The following is a 15,610-nucleotide window of genomic DNA, read 5'->3' as shown; positions in this document are numbered from 1 at the left end:
ACGCCGCTTTCCCTTTGTGCCCAACTTTCACACGAATCCGCGAGACCCCGGCTAACCGGTGGTCTCGTGACTGCCGAATCGAAAGCGATCTGTAAATAACAATGCTGCCGACAAGTTATAACGCGTTGCTCGTTCTTCTTTCGCTCCTGATTGCCATATTGGCGTCCTACACCGTGCTGGACATGGCCGGGCGTATCAAGACGGCCGAGGGGCGCGCCGCACATTGGTGGCTGGTAGGCGGGGCCAGCGTGATGGGTGCGGGCATCTGGTCGATGCATTTCGTCGGCATGCTTGCCTTCGCGTTGCCGATTCCCCTGGGATACGATCCGGCCATTACGGTGCTTTCGTTGCTGATCGCCATTGGCTGCTCCACGGTTGCGCTGTGGCTCGTCTGTCGGGGCACGCTGAAGTGGCACCGGCTTGGCGGCGGAGCGATGTTGATGGGGGCCGGCGTCTCGGGAATGCATTACACGGGCATGGCCTCGATGCGCATGTCACCGGGCATCCAGTACGACCCGTTGCTCGTTTGCCTGTCGGTCGCGATTGCCGTGGTCGCATCGGGCGCCGTGCTATGGATCGTATTCATTCGGCGTAGCGGTTCGTCTCGCGTGCGTCTGCTCAATCTGGGCGCCGCGGTCCTGATGGGCGCCGCCATCGCCGGCATGCACTATACGGGGATGGCGGCCGCCCGGTTCCCGTTGGGCAGCATCTGCGGGGCAGCCGGCTCCAGCATGGATGCCGGCGGGCTTGCGCTCGTCATTGTCGTGGCCACGTTGGCGATACTCGCCATCGCGCTGATCGTTTCCGTCCTCGACCTGCGTCTGGAGTCCCGCACGTCGGTACTCGCGACGTCGCTGGCGGAAGCCAACCAGGAACTGACGTATCTGGCGCTGCACGACACCCTCACCAAGCTCCCCAACCGCGTGCTGCTCGAAGACCGGATCGATCAGGCGATCCAGAGCGCCGACCGCGAGCACGGGAGTTTCGCGCTGATGTTCATGGACCTCGATGGATTCAAGGCCGTCAACGACGCCTATGGTCATCATGTCGGTGATCTGCTGCTGGTCGACGTGGCGCGGCGCATCGGCGCGAACCTGCGCTCGCAGGACACGATTGCCCGTCTGGGTGGCGACGAGTTCGTGCTGGTCGTGGCCGTGAACGAGCCCGCCGACGCGGCCGACGTGGCGGACAAGGTATTGGCGGTGATCCGGGCGCCATTCCACGTGTCCGAACACGAATTGCGCGTGTCGGCCAGCATCGGTATCGCGCTCTATCCCGGCAATGGCGGCGATTTCCGGGAGCTGATGACCAATGCCGATGCAGCGATGTATCACGCCAAGGCGCTCGGCCGTAACGCGTACTGTTACTTCGAGGCATCGATGAACGCGAATGTCCGCGAGCACTTGAAAATCGTGCAGGAACTCCGTTTGGCGCTGGAGCGGCGTGAACTGATCCTGCATTACCAGCCGAAGTTCGACGTTCCTGACGGGCCGATCATCGGCGTCGAGGCGCTATTGCGATGGCTGCACCCGACGCGCGGCCTCATTGCGCCCGACCAGTTCATCGCCATCGCGGAAAAGACCGGATTGATCGTGCCGATCGGCGAATGGGTCCTGGACGAGGCCTGCCGGCAGATGCGCGAGTGGCGCGATGCAGGCCGAACCGACTGGACGATGGCCGTCAACCTGTCACCGCTGCAATTCGGCCACGCGAGCCTGATCCGGGTCGTGGAGGCCACATTGCAGCGGCACGCGCTGGAACCGCACTGCCTGACGCTGGAGATCACCGAATCGACCGCGATGCGCGATGCCGACGCCAGCTTGAGAATCCTGCAGCAGTTGCACGACATGGGTGTGCGCATTTCCATCGACGACTTCGGAACGGGTTATTCAAGCTTGCTGTATCTCAAGCGCTTGCCGGCCAGCGAGCTCAAGATCGACCGGGGATTCATCCGGGATCTCGAACACGATACCGAAGATGCCGCGATCATTTCCGCGATCGTCGCGCTCGGCCGGGCACTCGACCTGAAGATCGTCGCGGAGGGCGTTGAAACGACCGCACAGCAGCAGTTCCTGACCCAACTCGGCTGCAACTCGCTGCAGGGCTTCCTGCTCGGACGTCCGATGCCGGCGGATCACTTCGTCGAAATGACCGCGCAAGGTACTGCGATCAGAAATATCTGATCCTGTTTCGGAACGCGTCGCGGTCGGCCGTGGAAGGGGCGGCCGGACATCGCGAGCGGTCCGGTCGACATCGGACAGGCACGCGGCGCGCGACGATCGCGAGCCGGTTCGCAGCGCGGGTCGGCGTGATGCGGACGTTCATGCGGCCATGACGATCGAGTTCATCAGTTGTTCCGAGAAACCCCGCCATTGATGGCGGGAAGGAAAGGAGCGAAGTTGACAGGCAGCTTCTTCCACGGGTTAGGATCACCTGCATGATCCTTGTCTACCGCTACCGCGTGAAGTCGCTCAACGGACTGCTCAACAAGCAGAGCCGTGCGGTGAACTACGTCTGGAACTTCTGCAACGACACGCAGAGGCACGCGCTCAAGTGGAGCAGGAAGTGGCCGACGGGTTTCGACTTGAATGTGCTTACCACTGGTAGCAGTAAGGAACCCGGCATTCACTCCGGCACGGTCAACGCAACGTGCGAACAATACGCGAAGTCGCGCAGCCTGCATCGACGCCCGTACCTGCGATATCGCGGCAGGAAATCGCTGGGCTGGGTGCCGCTGAAGGGCCGCGACCTGAAACGCGAAGGCGAAGCATTCCGCTTTGCCGGCAACACCTTCCGCGTGTTCAACAGTCGACCGCTTCCCGAAGGCAAGATCAAGGACGGGACCAACTTTGCGCAGGATGCACGCGGCAACTGGTTTCTCAACATCGTGATCGAGATGCCGGATGTTCCGGCCCGACCTATCCATTCCGGTGTCGGCATCGATCTCGGCCTGAAAGACTTCGCCACACTTTCGACCGGCGAGAAGCTGCCCAATGACCAGTTCGGTCGACGAGCGGCGGAAAAGCTGGCGCAAGCGCAACGGGCGCGAAAGCACAGGCGGCATATCGCGAAGCTGCACGCCAAGGTGGCGAATGCCCGTGCCGATTTCCAGCACAAGCTCGCGCTCGATCTGGTGCGGCGTTTCGATTACATCGCGGTCGGCAACGTGTCGGCCGCGAAGCTCGCCAGAACCAGGATGGCGAAGAGCGTCTACGACGCATCCTGGTCGTCCTTCCGAAACAAGCTCCGCTACAAAGCGATCGCGCACGGGGCCACGTTCGAGGAAGTCGACGAAAGCGGTTCGACCCAGTCCTGTTCGTCGTGCGGATCGAAAGATAGCACGACGCGGCCGAAAGGTATCGCGGGACTGCGAGTAAGAGAGTGGACCTGTAGTGACTGTGGTGTCGAGCATGATCGAGATACCAACGCTGCGCCGAACATTCTCCGATGCGGACGTGCATCGCCAGCTGTGGGAATCCTCCGCCTTTAGGCAGGCGGAGGAGGACGTCAATCCATCGGATGCGAAGCAGGGTGCAGATGCGCGCCAGCGCAAGTCTTCTCGACGGGACGCGACGCGGGGGCGAAGCGGTCGAATCCGGACATTCACACTATTGACCGCGTGGGCAGGCCAATCCATTCAAGCCTGTCCGGGAGCAACATCATTCTCGATGCAACGTCTAGTGATTGATGCCCCCGTTGTCAACTGACTGGAGGGCCCTGTCTAACCGTCTCCGCAATCTTGTCGAACGTGATTCACTTCGCCTGCTGGTGCGAAAACGTTCGTTTGTGTTCGTTTTTATTCGTTTTCGGGCATCGGTGTGCGCCCAAGCCGTCGAGGCCGGTATGGCCGACACCGCGCGGGCGACGCTTCAGTGCCGGAAGCGTCGCTGCATCAGCGATTCTCGCGTCCTCATCCTCAAGCAATTGATACGCACGTAAAAAATGGAGAGCAAGATGAGCAGATCGATACGAGCGAAGACAGCGGCGGCCGTGGTCGCATTCGCAATGAACGCGGCGCCTGCCGCGAGTGTTGGAACCTTTCTGTCGCTGGCCGGCACGCACGCCGCCTCCGCCGCGACGACCGCCGTCGACGATTATGCGGCGACCAAGTATCCGATCATTCTCGTGCACGGGTTGACCGGCACCGACAAGTATGGCGGCGTCGTCGAGTACTGGTATCACATTCCGGCGGATCTGCAGGCGCACGGCGCGAAGGTCTACGTTGCCAATCTGTCCGGCTTTCAGGGCGACGATGGCCCGAACGGGCGCGGCGAGCAGTTGCTTGCCTACGTGAAGCAGGTGCTCGCGGCGACGGGCGCGCAGAAAGTGAATCTGATCGGCCACAGCCAGGGCGGTCTGTCATCGCGTTATGTTGCGTCCGTCGCGCCGGAGCTGGTCGCGTCGGTGACGACGATCAGCACGCCGCACTGGGGTTCGCAATTCGCGGACTTCGTCCAGCAACTGTTGCAGACGGATCCGACCGGCCTGTCGTCGGCCGTCTTCAGCGCGTTCGCGAATGCGCTCGGCACCTTGACGAGCAGCACCTTCAATACGAACCAGGATGCGATTCAGGCATTGTCGGTGCTGACGACAGCGAAGGCTGCCGCATATAACCAGAAATTTCCGAGCGCAGGTCTCGGTGCGCCGGGCTCGTGCCAGACGGGTGCGTCAACCGAGACGGTCAACGGCAATACGCACCTGCTTTATTCGTGGGGCGGCACGGCGATCCAGCCGACGACGACGGTGGCCGGCGTGACAGGTGCCGTCGATACGAGCGTGAGCGGGGCCACCGATCCGGCGAACGTGCTCAATCCAGCAACGCTGGCGTTCCTCGGCAGCGGCACGGTGATGATCAATCGCGGCTCCGGGCCGAACGACGGCGTCGTGTCGCAATGCAGCGCGCTGTTTGGCCAGGTGCTTGGCACATATCACTGGAATCACACCGATGCGATCAACCAGATTCTCGGCGTGCTCGGCGCGAATGTGGAGGATCCGGTAGCGGCGATCCGCACGCACGCGAACCGGCTGAAAACGCAAGGCGTGTAATCGATGACAGGTCGCAAGAGCGGCATCGCGCGTCGCGTCGCGCTTTACGGGGTAGCGGGCGTCGTTGCGGCTGGCGCAGCCTGGTATGGGGTCGACGCTCTGAAGACGCGCGACGCCGGCATGTCCGGCGTCGCGCGTGCCGGGGCCGTGTCGTCCGCGTCGGCGTCGGCGTCGGCGGGCGGCACGGCGGCGAGCACCATGCCCGGTTTCGGCGCAAGCGGGTTCCCCCCGGCACTCGCTGGCTCGACTGCGCCGCGCCTGCCGCTCGATGCGCACGGCCATCTCGCCAAGGTCGGGGCGGTGCGTGGCTTCTTCGACTATTTCCTGACCGCGCAAAACCAGTTGCGCACCGTGGAACTCGATGCACTCGTCGCGCGCGCGATTGCCGCGCAGCTCGACGGGACGGTTGCGCAACGCGAGGCGCTCGACGTCTGGCAGCGCTACCGCGCGTATTTCGCCGAACTCGCGAAGCTGCCGGGCGGCGGGGCGGTGGACAACAAGCTCGACCTTCCGGCACTGCAGCTCGCGCTCGACCGACGCGCAACGATCGCGAGCCGCGCACTGGGCGACTGGAGCGAGCCGTTCTTCGGCGCCGAGCAGGCGCTGCAGCGTGGCGATCTCGCGCGATTGAAGATCATCCGCGATCCGTCGCTGACCGAAGCCCAGAAGGCGGCATATCTTGCCGCGCTCGAGCAGCAACTGCCGGCCGATCAGCGCGCCGAGCTGGAACGCCAGAAGGAGCAGAACAACGCGATCGCGCAGATCGACAAAGTGTGGAAATCGAACGCGACGCCCGACGAAATGCGCGCGCAGCTCGTGCAAACGCTCGGGCCGGAGGCTGCCGAGCGGGTCGTGAAGATGCAGCAGGCGGACAATGCATGGCATGCCAAGTACAACGAATATGCGGTTCAGCGCGCGCAGATCGATGCGCAGAACTTGTCGACACAGGATCGCGATGCGCAGGTCGCGCAGTTGCGGCAGCGCTACTTTACGGAGCCTGGTGAGGCACTGCGTGCGGCGTCGCTCGATCGTGGTAGCGCGTCGACGCACACGCAATAAATCCGCCCGCGTTCGCGCGGATCGGCGTGCATCGAATGATTTCCGCTACGCGTTGTCGATACCGGTCTACGACGCGCGGTTCATCAGCGCTTCAGCGCAGTCGACATAAAACAATTCCCACACGATTCGATCGTGCGGTGTGTCGCGCATGTAATGGAGCGCGATTGTCGAGGCGATGCGGAACAAGTAGCTGCATTCGTGACGTCGTCAAGCCTGCGAAGCGAATCGATCATGAACGAAGCTGTCGCGGTTTGCTTTCGGTTGTCCTTGCGCACCGTTCAGATTGCCGACGCCCCAGGTCCGGTTCTCGCCCATTTGGAGTCGGTGATGCGGGCACACCTGTGCCGTCAATCGTGCGCGGCACGGATAAGGTCTTAGTGTCTATTCAGTGTTCGGGCGAGTCGAGTTTCGTTTTAGAGGGACGGAACGGCCGGCCTTGCGGGTATTGGCCCGCGGTGCGGGCGTGATCCAAAGATAAACGAAATGTGATCACTATCCGCCGCAAAATTTTGCACAATGACGGCAGCGCGGCCTTCCGCCGCGCTTCGGCCGGCCCCGATCGCCGCCCGACAACCGTGACCGAGCCCCGCTCCGACGTGCCGCCGCCCACCGCCATGGACCATCCGAAACGTATCCTGATCGTCGAGGACGACGCCGACATCGCCGACGTGCTGAGCCTGCACCTGCGCGACGAGCGCTACGAGGTCGTGCACAGCGCGGACGGCGCCGAAGGGTTGCGCCTGCTCGAACAGGGTAACTGGGACGCGCTGATCCTCGACCTGATGCTGCCGGGCGTCGACGGCCTCGAAATCTGCCGGCGCGCGCGGGCGATGACGCGCTACACGCCGATCATCATCACGAGCGCGCGGTCGAGCGAGGTGCACCGGATCCTCGGCCTCGAGCTCGGCGCCGACGACTACCTCGCGAAGCCGTTCTCGGTGCTCGAACTCGTCGCGCGCGTGAAGGCGCTGCTGCGGCGCGTCGATGCGCTCGCGCGCGACTCGCGGATCGACGCGGGCACGCTCGACGTCGCCGGGCTGGCGATCGACCCGATCGCGCGCGAGGCGAGCGTCGACGGCGCACGCATCGACCTCACGCCGCGCGAATTCGACCTGCTGTATTTCTTCGCGCGGCATCCGGGCAAGGTGTTCTCGCGGATGGATCTGCTGAACGCGGTGTGGGGCTACCAGCACGAAGGCTACGAACATACGGTCAATACCCACATCAACCGGCTGCGCGCGAAGATCGAGGCCGATCCGGCCGAGCCCGTGCGGATCCTCACCGTGTGGGGGCGCGGCTACAAGCTCGCCGCGCCGGGCCAGCGGGACGCATGATGAAACTCACGCTCACCCAGCGGCTGTCGCTCGTGTTCTCGATCCTGCTGCTCGCGTGCTCGGGCGCGTCGGCGTGGTTGCAGATCCGCGCGAACGACATGCGCGAGAAGGAAGTCGTGCAGGCGCTGTCGCGCGACCTGGCCGCCAACATCGCCGGCAGCGCGCCGCTGATGGACGCGAACGGGCTGCGCCCCGATGCCGTGCGCACGCTGTTCGGGCAGTTGATGGGCGTGAACCCGAGCGTCGAGGTGTACCTGCTCGACAACGCGGGCCGCATCAAGGGCGACGATGCGCCGCCGGGCCACGTGAAGCGCGACCGCGTCGATCTCGCGCCCGTGCAGCGCTTCATCGCGGGCCAGCCGCTGCCGATCCTCGGCGACGATCCGCGCAGCCCGGACGCGCGCAAGGTGTTCAGTGCCGCGCCGCTGCAGCGCGCGGGGCAGCCGCCGTCGGGCTACATCTACGTGGTGCTGCTCGGCGAGGCGCATGACCGGCTCGCCGCGCGCGTCGACGCCGGGAACGTGCTGCGCACGACGCTGTGGTCGATGGCGATCGTCGCGCTGCTCGGCCTGCTCGCGGGCCTCACCGCATTCAGCTTCATCACGCGCCCGCTGCGCCGGCTGACGGCCGCGATGCGCGGCTTCGACGCGAACGGTGTGCCTGGCGCGCCGGGTGCGCCTGACACACCTGATGCGCCTGATGCTGCGTCTGATGCGCCGCCGCCGGTGCTGCGCTTGCCGCCCGGCCGCCGCGGCGACGACATCGCGGTGCTCGAATCCGCGTACGCGCAGATGGCCGACCGGATCGGCGACCAGTGGCGCGCATTGACGCGCCAGGACCAGCAGCGGCGCGAACTGATCACGAACATCTCGCACGACCTGCGCACGCCGCTCACGTCGCTGCACGGTTATCTGGAGACGCTGTCGCTGAAGGCCGACACGCTGGCCGAGCCCGAACGGCGGCGCTACCTGTCGATCGCGCTCACGCAGAGCGCGAAGGTCGGGCGGCTCGCGCAGGCGCTGTTCGAGCTCGCGCGGCTCGAATCGGGCGGCGTGCAGGCCGAGCGCGAGCCGTTCTCGCTCGTCGATCTCGTGCAGGACGTGTTCCAGAAATTCGAGCTGGCCGCGCAATCGCGCGGCGTCGCGCTGCATGCGCGGATTCCGCCGCGCGTGCCGGTCGTGTCGGCCGATCTCGGGATGATCGAGCGCGTGCTGACCAACCTGCTCGACAACGCGTTGCGGCACACGCCGCAGCACGGCGAAGTCGAGGTCGCGCTGACGCCGCAGGACGATTGCGTGGTCGTGACCGTGTCGGATACCGGTGCAGGGATTCCGCCCGCGCGGCGCGAAGGGCTGTTCCAGCGGCCGCAGCGGCCGATGAGCGGCGGCACGGCGACGAGCGGCGGGCTCGGCCTGTTGATCGTGCACCGGATGCTGGCGCTCAACGGCAGCGGCATCCGGCTCGTCGACCGGCCCGGGCGCGGCGCGGTGTTCGAGTTTGCGCTGGCGGTCGCGTCGCCGGCGGCGGGCGACGCGCGCTGATCGCGGTCGGCGGCGTCATCCGCCGCGCTTGCGCCGCACGTCGCTCGGCGTCGTGCCGGTCCAGCGCTTGAACGCGTGGCGGAATCCCACGGCATCGCTGAAGCCGAGCGTCAGCGCGATGTCCTCGGTGCTGAGCGTGGTCGTGCCGAGATAGTCGATCGCGAGCGCCTTGCGCACGCTCGTCAGCAGTTCGCTGTACGACGTGCCTTCGGCTTCGAGCTTGCGGCGCAGCGTGCGCGAGGTCATGCACAGGATCTCGGCGATCGCGTCGATGTCCGGGAATTGTCCCGGCGTGCGGGTGAGCTCCTCGTAGACGCGTCGCGTGATGCCCGACTGGCTGCGCAATTCGTCGAGCAACTGCGCGCAGTGCGACGACACCTGCGCGGCGGTGATCGGATTCGCGAGCTGCGGCGCGCGCGCGAGCCATGCCGCCGGATAGCTGAGCACGTGATGCGGCTGGTCGAACGCGATCGGGCATTCGAGCGCGTCGGCCAGCAGCGCCCCGTGCGGCGGCCGCGGCTGCGCGAACTGCGCGCGCGCCGGCACGCACCATCCGCCCATCACGTCCTTGATGATCGTCACGTGCAGTGCGAACTGCATGTCGATCAGGAAACGGTACAGCGGCTCGTCGAGATCGGGCAGCGCGACTTCGTGGCGGTCCGGAAACAGCCACGACGCGGTGTCGCCCTGTTCGACCCAGCGGATCGGCAGCATGCCGTTCGCGAGCCGGTGATAGTTGACGGCCGAATCGAACGCGCGCGCGAGCGATTCCGAGCACAGCATCGCGTAGCCGTACATGCCGTAGCTCGACGCGCGCAGCAGGCGGCCGACGCGCACGCCGAGGTCGGTGCCGTCGTACCGGCCGACCGCATTGCGCGCGGCCGTCAGGAACTGCAGCGGCGACGTGAGCGTGAACGGGTCCGCGACGTCGGCCGGCGCGAGGCCGGTGCCGGCGAGCACCGTCGCCGGGTCGAGGCCGGTTTGCGCGGCTACGTCGACCAGCACGGCCAGCTTGGCCGGCGTGAAGCGCTGCTCGCGCAACGCGTGGGTGGAGGCGGCGTCCGGCAGCCGGGTGTGACGGGCGTCGGTCGGTTTCAACAGCGCACTGCGCGGCATGGCGGGATCCTGCGTCCGAATCGATATCGTTGACGGCACGCAATTCTGCGCGGGAACGGTTCCATCCGCCACAGGGTTCACCCTGATGTGCTGACGGAACAGGCCGGGCGGACGGGCGTTCGCCGTATGAAGTTGCGTAGGCACGTGCGTCCGCGTGTCCGTTTCGATCATGTTTTCGGCCGCCCGGATCATTTGCAAAGCGCGTCGCGCGGGCGATAGTCGCCGATCAGGCGGCGGCCCGCGTCCTTGTGGCGTGCAGGCCGCCGTGCGAACGGCGCGCAGGCTGGCGTGCCGTCCCAGAGGAGTGAGACATGACGAAGAGACACTGGACCGGGTCGTATGGCTCGATCCCCGCCGAGATCGACGCCGATCGCCATCCTTCCGTCAGCGCGCTGCTGGACGACGCGATGCGCCGCTTCGCCGACCGTCCGGCGTTCCATGCATTCGGCCGTACGCTCGCCTATGCCGACGTCGAGCGCCTGTCGACTGCGCTGGCCGCGTATCTGCAGCAGGTCGTCGGCGTGCGCAAGGGCGATCGAGTGGCCGTGATGCTGCCCAACGTGCTCGCGTTTCCGGTCGTGTTCGTCGCCGTCGCGAAGATCGGCGCGATCCAGGTCAACGTGAATCCGCACTACACCGCGCGCGAACTCGAGCATCAGCTCAACGACGCGGGGGTCGAGGTGGCGGTCGTCTGCGGCGGCTCGATGGGCACGTTCGCGGAGGTGGTCGGCGGCACGCGCGTGCGCACCGTGCTGAGCGTGGGGCGCGAGGATCTCGGCGTCGTCGATGCGCCGGCCGGCACGTGTGACGCACTGCCGCCCGGTTCGACCGCGCTCGCGCAAGCCATCGCCGCCGGCGAATCGCTCGCGTGCGAGCCGGTTGCGCTGAGCGGCGCGGACCTGTTGCTGCTGCAATACACGGGCGGCACGACCGGCTTGTCGAAGGGCGCGGCGCTGTCGCATCGCAACCTCGTCGCGAACGTCGCGCAGTTCGCAGCGATCGTGCCGGATGCGCGCCAGCCGGGCGAAGAGGTCGTGGTCACGGCGATCCCGCTGTATCACATCTTCGCGCTGACGGTGAACTTCCTGTCCTACTTCGCGATCGGCGCGCAGAACTGGCTCGTCGCGAATCCCCGCGACATGGACGGGTTCGTCGACGTGCTGAAGGCCGCGCGGCCGACGGTGTTCGTCGGCGTGAACACGCTGTACGCGGGGCTTGCCGGCCATCCACGGCTGAAGGAGGTCGACTGGTCGCGGCTGAAGCTGTCGGCCGGCGGCGGCGCGGCGGTGATCGACGTGATCTCGTCGCGCTGGAAGGCGGCGACGGGCAATTTCATCCGCGAAGGCTACGGGCTGTCGGAAACGTCGCCGGTCGTGTCGTTCAACCCGCAGTCGATCGACCGGTTCACGGGCACCACGGGCCTGCCGCTGCCGTCGACCGACGTGAAGCTGCTCGACGAGCAGGATCGCGAGGTGGCGCTCGGCGAAGCGGGCGAGATCTGCGTGAAGGGGCCGCAGGTGATGAGCGGCTACTGGCAGAAGCCGGACGCCAATGCGGCCGCGTTCACGGCGGACGGCTATTTCCGCACCGGCGACGTCGGCGTGTTCGACGCGGCCGGCTTCCTGCGGATCGTCGACCGCAAGAAGGACATGATCATCGTGTCCGGCTTCAACGTGTACCCGAACGAGGTGGAAGCGGTGGCGACCGCGCTGCCGGGCGTCGCCGAATGCGCGTGCATTGGCGTGCCGGACCCGCGTACGGGCGAGGCCGTCAAGCTGTTCGTGGTGCGTGCGCCGGACGCCGACGTGACGGAAGCGCAGCTCGTCGCGCATTGCCGCGCAAGCCTGGCGGCGTACAAGGTGCCGAAGCTGGTCCGCTTCGTCGACCGGCTGCCGAAGTCGACGGTCGGCAAGATCCTGCGCCGGGAGCTCAGCCGCACCGACTGACGAGGGCGCCGCGGCCGCGGCTGTGCGGCCCGGTGCGCCGATAACCCCGACAGTGGCGCTCGGGCCGCTCAAGTACAATGCGGTCGGTTCGATCGACGGGGACGCGATGACCGGCTCAGATTCACTTTCCGCCCGGCCCGGGCGTGCGCAGCCGTCGCCGAGCGCGACGGTGCCGATCTCGCTCGTCAACGGCTTTCTCGCGAGCGCGGGCATGCAGCGCGACGGGGTCGAACGTTACCTGCGCGGCGCCGGCATTCCGATCGAGCTGCTCGGCGAGCCGCACGCGCGCGTGACGGAGGAGCAGTTCTCGACGCTGTACCGCACGCTCGCGATCGACCTCGACGACGAGATGCCCGGCATCTTCTCGCGCCCGCTGCGCGGCGGCACGCTGAAGTATCTGTGCCTGAGCCTGCTCGATGCGCGCAACCTCGAAACGGCGCTGCATCGTTTCGGACAATTCTTCCACATCCTGCTCGACGACTTCTTCGTCGAATCGAAGCGCGACGAGCTCGTCGCGCAGGTGCTGCTGCGCCCGAACGACGCCATCGGCCCGATCGGCGCGCTCGGCCAGGAGCTGATGCTCAAGCTCGTGCACGGCGTGTGCTCCTGGCTGATCGGGCAGAAGATTCCGCTGCTGCAGATCGAGTTCGCGTGCCCGCGGCCGCGCCATGCGGTCGACCACCTGTACTTCTTCACCGGCGCCGTGCAGTTCGACTGCGAGCGCACGCTGATGCGCTTCAGCGCCGATTACCTCGACGCGCCGATCCGGCAGAGCAAGCGCAACCTGGGTAAATTCCTCGCGCGCGCGCCCGGCGACTGGATCTTCGAATCGTTCAGCGAGCAGCTCGTGTGCCATCGGGTGCGGCAGTACCTGTCGGCGGCGCTGCCGGATCTGCCCGTGATCGACCAGGCGGCCGAGCACCTGCATTGCTCGGTGCGTACGCTGAGCCGTCACCTGGCCGCCGAAGGGACGACGTTCCAGGTGCTGAAGGACGAGCTGCGGCGCGATATCGCGATCCAGCGGCTGACCGATACGCCCGACACGATCGCGGCGATCGGCGCCGATATCGGCTTCGACGACCCGAGCGCGTTTCATCGCGCGTTCCGGCACTGGACGGGGAGTACGCCGGGGACGTATCGGCGCCGCGCGTGATGCGGGCGCGGGGCCGTGCGTCGCGGGTTCGCGGATGCGCGGAGTGAATCCCATAACCGGCTCCTTTGCGGTTTTCACGGCCGGTTTTGAGCGGACGCTCCCATAACCGGCTCCCTTCGACGCTCGCGCCGTGCGGGCACGATTGCGGCTAGCCGTTTCCTTTGGCGCGCGTGCCCGCGATCGTCGATATGGACTCCGGATTAATGGGCGCTTCCGGTTCGCCCGCGGCAAACAGCCACGCGGCTGCACGATCGGACGCGGCCACCGCGTCGGTCGCCCACACACGCATGTGTTCGGCATATCGCGTCAGCGCGTGCCGGATGTCACCGTCGCTGCCGGTCTGCCCGGCCAGCAGCGTTGCGAGCGCAGCGGCATCCCTGAGCGCGGTATTGGCGCCCGCGCCGCCGGCGGGACTCATCGCATGGATCGCGTCGCCGAGCAGCGTGACCGGGCCGGCCGGCAGCGCGACGTCGGGGCATCCGCGGCGCACGGGCAGCGCGGCGACGGCGTCGGCCGGCGTATCGAGCAGCAGGCGTCGCAGCACCGGGTGCCAGTCTCGCGCGACGTGCCGCAGCGCGGCCGGGATCCGGGCCGCCAGCGCAGCCGTCGTGTCGGCGCCGTCCAGCCCGAGGCGGCCTGACGGCCCGATCGCGGCCCAGTAGAAATAGTCGTCCGGCGGCGTGAACCGGCTGCGCGGCAGCGCACGGGCGGCGAGCGCGCGCAAGTCGGTGCGGAACCGCATGTCCTCGAGGATCGCCGCGCAGCCGTCGGCCAGGATCACCGTGGTGGCGTCGCGCAACACGGCGGTGTCGGCGAAGGCGGGGCCGTCGGTCGGTAGCCGGGTCCTGCCGTAGAGGCACAGGCTGCCGGTCCGGACCGGCGCGGCGGCGGGGACGAGCTGCGCCCGGACGGTCGAATGGACGCCGTCCGCGCCGACCAGCACGTCGCACGTGACGGCCCCGGACGTGCCGCTCGCGAACATCACCTGCGCGCGGCCGTCGGGCAGCAGGCGATAGTGGTCGACCGCGTGCGCGAAATGCACACGATCCTCGATGCCGGCCGTCAGGATCTCCCGCAGGGTCAGCCGGTTCACGCTCAGGTCCGGCGTGTCCGGTGCAGTGTGCCAGCCGGGGGACGCGTGTCCGTCGGCCGGCGCGAGCCGGGGCGTCGCGAGCCGCGAGCCGCCGGCGCCCTGCGACGCCGACGCCCGGAACAATGCCGCCAGCCCGGCCGGCAGGCAGGCCGCCAGCGCGCGCTGCCCGGCCGTGTCGATCCGGATGCGGTAGCCCTGCATCCGGCTGTCGATGGCGGGGTCGCGCTCGTAGACATCGAACGCGATGCCGGCCTGTTTCAGCGCCTGGGCGAGGCACAGACCGCCGAGGCCCGCGCCGACGATGGCGACATGAATGTTTTGCATGGGACGATCTCCGCTAGCCGCGCGGGGCGCGCGGTCCGGCATGCATTGTTCCGCGCGGGACGGGCGGTCGGATAACGGCATCCGGCCGCTCGATGCCGTAAACTGGCCAACATGGACGACGCACCCGCCACCGACGTGACGCCCCCCGACTACAGCGAATGGCTGGACGGTCCCGCGCTGATCGCGCTGCGCGGCAATGACGATCCGGCCAGCGCGTATCGGCTCGGCACACGCGAATACGACTGGCATGCGCATGCGCGCGGCCAGGTGCTGTGTGTCGAGGCGGGGCTGATCCACGTTCATACGCCACGCGGCGCGTGGCTGCTCCCGCCGCATCGTGCGGGCTGGGTGCCGCCCGGCATGCCGCACAAGGTGCGGGTGAGCGGTGCGCCGGCCGGCTGGGTGCTGCTGGCCGCGCCGCCGTTCTGCGCGGGCCTGCCGGACGAGCCGTGCGTGATCGGCATCAGCGCGGTGCTGCGCTCGCTCGTGCACCGGGCGATCGGATGGTGCCGGCACGCGCCGCTGGCGCCCGAGCACGCGCGGATGGCCGCGGTCATCCACGACGAAATCCGGCGCACGCCGCTCGAGGCGTTGCACGTGCCGATGCCCGTCGATCCGCGGCTCGCGCGCGTGGCACGGGCGCTCCTCGACGATCCCGGCAACCCGCGCACGCTCGACGCGTGGGCGGCGTTCGGTGCGATGTCGCCTCGTACGTTGCGGCGGCTCATGTCGGCCGAAACGGGGATGAGCTTCGCGCAATGGCGCCAGCAGGCACGTCTCGCGCATGGCCTCGATCTGCTCGCCCGCGGCCGACCGGTGGCCGAGGTGTCGGACGCGCTGGGTTACGCGTCGCCCAGCAACTTCATCGCGATGTTCCGCAAGGCGTTCGGTGATTCGCCCGCGCGCTATTTCGCCACCCGGCCGGAACGGCCGTCGGACGAGCGCTGATGGCCGCCCGACGGGCTTTCCTGGTTAGGCGCGAGGGCAGCCGCCCGCGC

Annotated in this window: 11 protein-coding genes; 9 read left to right on the top strand and 2 right to left on the bottom strand. The window is 67.3% G+C overall.

The annotated features are described in order from the left end of the window. Positions 1-101: 101 nt before the first annotated feature. From HWX03_RS29590 to HWX03_RS29565, 6 genes are all read left to right on the top strand, one after another. Positions 102-2,183: a bifunctional diguanylate cyclase/phosphodiesterase gene (locus HWX03_RS29590; RefSeq protein ID WP_175822711.1), complete on the top strand. Its 2,082-nt coding sequence runs from the start codon at positions 102-104 to the stop codon at positions 2,181-2,183. A 254-nt stretch (positions 2,184-2,437) separates the two neighbouring features. Beyond that, on the top strand, positions 2,438-3,490 hold the full coding sequence (locus tag HWX03_RS29585) for an RNA-guided endonuclease TnpB family protein (RefSeq protein ID WP_175873713.1): 1,053 nt from the start codon (positions 2,438-2,440) through the stop codon (positions 3,488-3,490). 464 nt (positions 3,491-3,954) lie between these two features. Next, positions 3,955-5,046: a triacylglycerol lipase gene (locus HWX03_RS29580; protein ID WP_175873712.1), complete on the top strand. Its 1,092-nt coding sequence runs from the start codon at positions 3,955-3,957 to the stop codon at positions 5,044-5,046. Between the two features lie 3 nt (positions 5,047-5,049). Next, positions 5,050-6,105, top strand: a complete 1,056-nt coding sequence (locus HWX03_RS29575) for a lipase secretion chaperone (protein ID WP_175873711.1) — start codon at positions 5,050-5,052, stop codon at positions 6,103-6,105. Positions 6,106-6,719: 614 nt separating this feature from the next. Then, a complete protein-coding gene (locus HWX03_RS29570) occupies positions 6,720-7,439 on the top strand; it encodes a response regulator transcription factor (protein WP_174391209.1) in 720 nt (239 codons plus the stop codon). Next, a complete protein-coding gene (locus tag HWX03_RS29565) occupies positions 7,439-8,980 on the top strand; it encodes a HAMP domain-containing sensor histidine kinase (protein WP_175873710.1) in 1,542 nt (513 codons plus the stop codon). Before HWX03_RS29570 ends, HWX03_RS29565 begins: the two co-directional genes overlap by 1 nt. Before the next feature lie 15 nt (positions 8,981-8,995). On the opposite strand, the gene HWX03_RS29560 is transcribed toward HWX03_RS29565, so the two are convergent. Then, a complete protein-coding gene (locus HWX03_RS29560) occupies positions 8,996-10,096 on the bottom strand; it encodes an AraC family transcriptional regulator (RefSeq protein ID WP_175873709.1) in 1,101 nt (366 codons plus the stop codon). 311 nt (positions 10,097-10,407) lie between these two features. Here HWX03_RS29560 and HWX03_RS29555 point away from each other — a divergent pair, with 311 nt between their 5' ends. Together HWX03_RS29555 and HWX03_RS29550 are read left to right on the top strand one after the other, a co-directional pair. Further along, positions 10,408-12,042 (top strand): AMP-binding protein, encoded by a 1,635-nt coding sequence (locus HWX03_RS29555; protein WP_175873708.1) that lies wholly within the window; start codon positions 10,408-10,410, stop codon positions 12,040-12,042. A 22-nt stretch (positions 12,043-12,064) separates the two neighbouring features. After that, the gene (locus HWX03_RS29550) at positions 12,065-13,195 is read left to right on the top strand and encodes an AraC family transcriptional regulator (RefSeq protein ID WP_175873707.1); all 1,131 of its coding nucleotides are present in this window, start codon (positions 12,065-12,067) and stop codon (positions 13,193-13,195) included. 148 nt (positions 13,196-13,343) lie between these two features. Here HWX03_RS29550 and HWX03_RS29545 read toward each other — a convergent pair whose 3' ends face one another. Then, complete coding sequence (locus tag HWX03_RS29545; protein WP_175873706.1) at positions 13,344-14,612, bottom strand: FAD-dependent monooxygenase; 1,269 nt, start codon at positions 14,610-14,612, stop codon at positions 13,344-13,346. 111 nt (positions 14,613-14,723) lie between these two features. Here HWX03_RS29545 and HWX03_RS29540 point away from each other — a divergent pair, with 111 nt between their 5' ends. Continuing rightward, a complete protein-coding gene (locus HWX03_RS29540) occupies positions 14,724-15,560 on the top strand; it encodes a helix-turn-helix transcriptional regulator (protein WP_175873705.1) in 837 nt (278 codons plus the stop codon). Positions 15,561-15,610 lie beyond the last annotated feature (50 nt).

Origin of the sequence: Burkholderia sp. BCC0397, assembly GCF_902832865.1 — a bacterium.
GTDB lineage: Bacteria > Pseudomonadota > Gammaproteobacteria > Burkholderiales > Burkholderiaceae > Burkholderia.
This window is presented reverse-complemented; position numbering and strand designations above follow the sequence as displayed.

What these genes read in the sequence shown, in the direction of transcription:
- HWX03_RS29590 (WP_175822711.1), top strand. Translation starts at nt 102, where the DNA reads ATGCTGCCGACAAGTTATAACGCGTTGCTCGTTCTTCTTTCGCTCCTG.
- HWX03_RS29585 (WP_175873713.1), top strand. Translation starts at nt 2,438, where the DNA reads ATGATCCTTGTCTACCGCTACCGCGTGAAGTCGCTCAACGGACTGCTC.
- HWX03_RS29580 (WP_175873712.1), top strand. Translation starts at nt 3,955, where the DNA reads ATGAGCAGATCGATACGAGCGAAGACAGCGGCGGCCGTGGTCGCATTC.
- HWX03_RS29575 (WP_175873711.1), top strand. Translation starts at nt 5,050, where the DNA reads ATGACAGGTCGCAAGAGCGGCATCGCGCGTCGCGTCGCGCTTTACGGG.
- HWX03_RS29570 (WP_174391209.1), top strand. Translation starts at nt 6,720, where the DNA reads ATGGACCATCCGAAACGTATCCTGATCGTCGAGGACGACGCCGACATC.
- HWX03_RS29565 (WP_175873710.1), top strand. Translation starts at nt 7,439, where the DNA reads ATGAAACTCACGCTCACCCAGCGGCTGTCGCTCGTGTTCTCGATCCTG.
- HWX03_RS29560 (WP_175873709.1), bottom strand. Translation starts at nt 10,096, where the DNA reads ATGCCGCGCAGTGCGCTGTTGAAACCGACCGACGCCCGTCACACCCGG.
- HWX03_RS29555 (WP_175873708.1), top strand. Translation starts at nt 10,408, where the DNA reads ATGACGAAGAGACACTGGACCGGGTCGTATGGCTCGATCCCCGCCGAG.
- HWX03_RS29545 (WP_175873706.1), bottom strand. Translation starts at nt 14,612, where the DNA reads ATGCAAAACATTCATGTCGCCATCGTCGGCGCGGGCCTCGGCGGTCTG.
- HWX03_RS29540 (WP_175873705.1), top strand. Translation starts at nt 14,724, where the DNA reads ATGGACGACGCACCCGCCACCGACGTGACGCCCCCCGACTACAGCGAA.